At 41.8% G+C, this 2485-nt stretch carries 4 protein-coding genes; 1 reads left to right on the top strand and 3 read right to left on the bottom strand.

Features of this window, described 5'->3' with window-relative positions; genetic code table 11:
* Positions 1-470, bottom strand: a 470-nt coding sequence (locus LD39_RS07550; RefSeq protein WP_035544725.1) for an ATP-binding cassette domain-containing protein, incomplete at its 3' end; no start/stop codon positions are given.
* Between the two features lie 200 nt (positions 471-670).
* Between LD39_RS07550 and LD39_RS21765 the strand changes: the two genes are divergently transcribed.
* Positions 671-1177, top strand: coding sequence for a hypothetical protein (locus tag LD39_RS21765; protein WP_052158767.1), 507 nt, complete (start codon positions 671-673; stop codon positions 1175-1177).
* A 286-nt stretch (positions 1178-1463) separates the two neighbouring features.
* Here LD39_RS21765 and LD39_RS21760 read toward each other — a convergent pair whose 3' ends face one another.
* Both LD39_RS21760 and LD39_RS21755 read right to left on the bottom strand, forming a co-directional pair.
* Positions 1464-1910, bottom strand: a complete 447-nt coding sequence (locus tag LD39_RS21760; protein ID WP_052158766.1) for a PepSY domain-containing protein — start codon at positions 1908-1910, stop codon at positions 1464-1466.
* Positions 1911-2000: 90 nt separating this feature from the next.
* Positions 2001-2485, bottom strand: a 485-nt coding sequence (locus LD39_RS21755) for a PepSY domain-containing protein (protein WP_052158765.1), incomplete at its 5' end; no start/stop codon positions are given.

The raw sequence follows: 2485 nt of genomic DNA, 5'->3' as shown, positions 1-2485 counted from the left end.
TTTCGGACCGGCTTGTCCAGCAACGGGCCGATATCGAGAGATTCAATCACATGACTCATATGCTCGTTATAATCTTCGTCCGAGACGTTATATACCTTTTTCAATAGTTTAAAAGATTCCTGAACAGCGATATCCCACCAGAGCTGAGAACGCTGGCCGAAAACGACGCCAATCGTTCGGACAAACTTCTCCCGTTCTTTGTGCGGATCCATCCCATTGACGGTCACGCTGCCATCCGTTGGCGTTAGAATCCCCGTCAACATCTTAATACTGGTCGATTTACCTGCTCCATTCTCTCCGATGTAACCAACCATTTCCCCCTGCTTCACATCAAACGATAAATCTTTGACGGCAGAGATAATTTTATAGTTTCGGTTAAATAAATCCCGAAATGCACCTTTTAATCCAGCGCGGCTGGAATGTGATTTAAAATCTTTACGTAAATCTCTTACGTGTATGACTTGATCCATATTATGTGTACCTCCTCAGTTAGACCTCATATAGTTTATCGAAGTCCCTGGAAAGAAACAATCATTAAAGCCTCTTTCCTTTGGAAATAAAGGTATACATCTTAGGACCTAACCGCGTCTTTAGTTCGAATGGACTCGTTTAAATTAGAATATTTTGGGAACACTTTTCTAGAAATGTATTCTAAAAAGGAGGCGTTTAGATGAAAAAGTATTACATGCTCAGTATGATCCTCGCTCTAGGTTTACTTTTAGGAGCTTGTGGCACCTCGGAGGATAATCAAGAGAGCTCAGATTCAGGAGAGCAAACGAGTGAACAACAGGATAGCGAAGCCACTAGCGGAGAAGTGGATGATTCTGAAGATTCTTCTGGAGAAAATAGTGAAACTAGTGAAGGAAAAGATATGGAGTTGTCCTCAGGCATTGATACAGTGATGGCCTCCGTCAAAGAATTACAGACCAGCCTGGAAAATTCCGCAGACGTCAGTACCGTAAATGAACAAGGGAAAAAACTTGAGGAAGACTGGGACAGTATCGAAAAGAAAGTAGAAGAACAATTTCCAGACCTTTATGAAAAAATAGAGGAAAGCCTCTACCCACTAATTAATGAAGCAAAAAAAGACGAACCTGATATGGAAAAAATGAAAGAATGGGTACAGCCAACATTAGATAGTTTAAATGAGCTCAAAAAAAATGTTACCAGTAAATAACCCAATATCCATACACATAAAAAAGAGCTTGAAGCTGAACTCAAGCTCTTTTTTCCGTCTATAGGATAATTAGTTCTCTTCCTTCACATATGTACCCGCAATAAAAGCCTTCGATCGTGAAGGAAATCTCATCTATAAAAGATAAGCCTTTTCTGAAACTAGTCTGCTAACAATAAAAAGACTGCCCCTAAAGGCAGTCTTTTCTCACCATTTAATCATCATCCTGATCTTGCTTTGATTCCATGACCTCACCGGACTGGCCATCGATCTTCACTTCATAAGTTGTCTATCCATCTTTCATTTCGACTTCATAGTGACCATCATCAAGCTCGACTTCGACAACCTGACCTTTGCCTTCTTTTTTAGCGATTTCTTCTGCTTTTTCTTTAGAAATCTTCACATCCGCATTGTTTTCGCTCTCTTCGGAGTCCTCATCACGTTCAGATTTCACCACTTCACCAGAGTTCGCATCAATACCAATCTCTGATTCCTTGCCATCTTCTGTGGTTCCTTCCACTTCATAAATGAGACGGTCGCCTTCTTTATCTTTTTCTACCTTATCAATGGTTAGTCCCTGTAATTCCTCTTTCGCGGCTTTTTCAGCCTCATCCTGAGAAAGTTTGGCGTCCTGTCCGTTCCAGTCGTCGCTATGATTCGTCATCGCATTAACACCGAAGGCTCCACCTAAAACAATCGCACCCGTAATACCGCCTATGATCAATTTTTTCTTCATTGTATTTCCTCCTTCAATTTGATTCTACCTATAGCTTACACAGCAAAGATGAGAATCCATGGAGATAAAAATGAGAATTTGATGAGAAAATTAATCATCCCAGCTGACAGACATCACTTCCCCTGTAATGGCATTCACTTGAACGGTCGCTTCGTCTCCATTTTCCCGTTCGATTTCCACTAAGAAATAGGAGGAGTCTTCCGAAGACTCGTAGTCGACATCATCAATCGTCCCAGACACCCTTTCCAAAGCGAGTTCTTTTGCCTGTTCTTCGGTCATTGGCTGGGCCGGTGTTTCGGGTTCTGCCTCGTTCTCAGAAGTCCCCTGTTCAGGAGTTTTTTTCACACGATCCATTTGAATAATACGTCCGTCTTCATCAGAAACTTCTAATCGATACTCACCTGTTTCAAGAAGCAATGTAACAACATAGCTGTCATCAAGCGGTTCGATGCTTGTAATTTTCCCCTTATACTGCTGCTCGACTTTTTCACGAACTTCATCCGCTGATACGCTCTCTTCTCCGTTCAATACCCGGGCCGCTTGCAATCCTAATAAAAGGAGGAGAAGACCTGCCA

Origin of the sequence: Halobacillus sp. BBL2006 (genome assembly GCF_000786645.1) — a bacterium.
In the GTDB taxonomy this organism is placed as follows: domain Bacteria; phylum Bacillota; class Bacilli; order Bacillales; family Halobacillaceae; genus Halobacillus.
The sequence above is the reverse complement of the archived record's forward strand: the minus strand, read 5'-3'. Positions and strand labels throughout refer to the sequence as shown.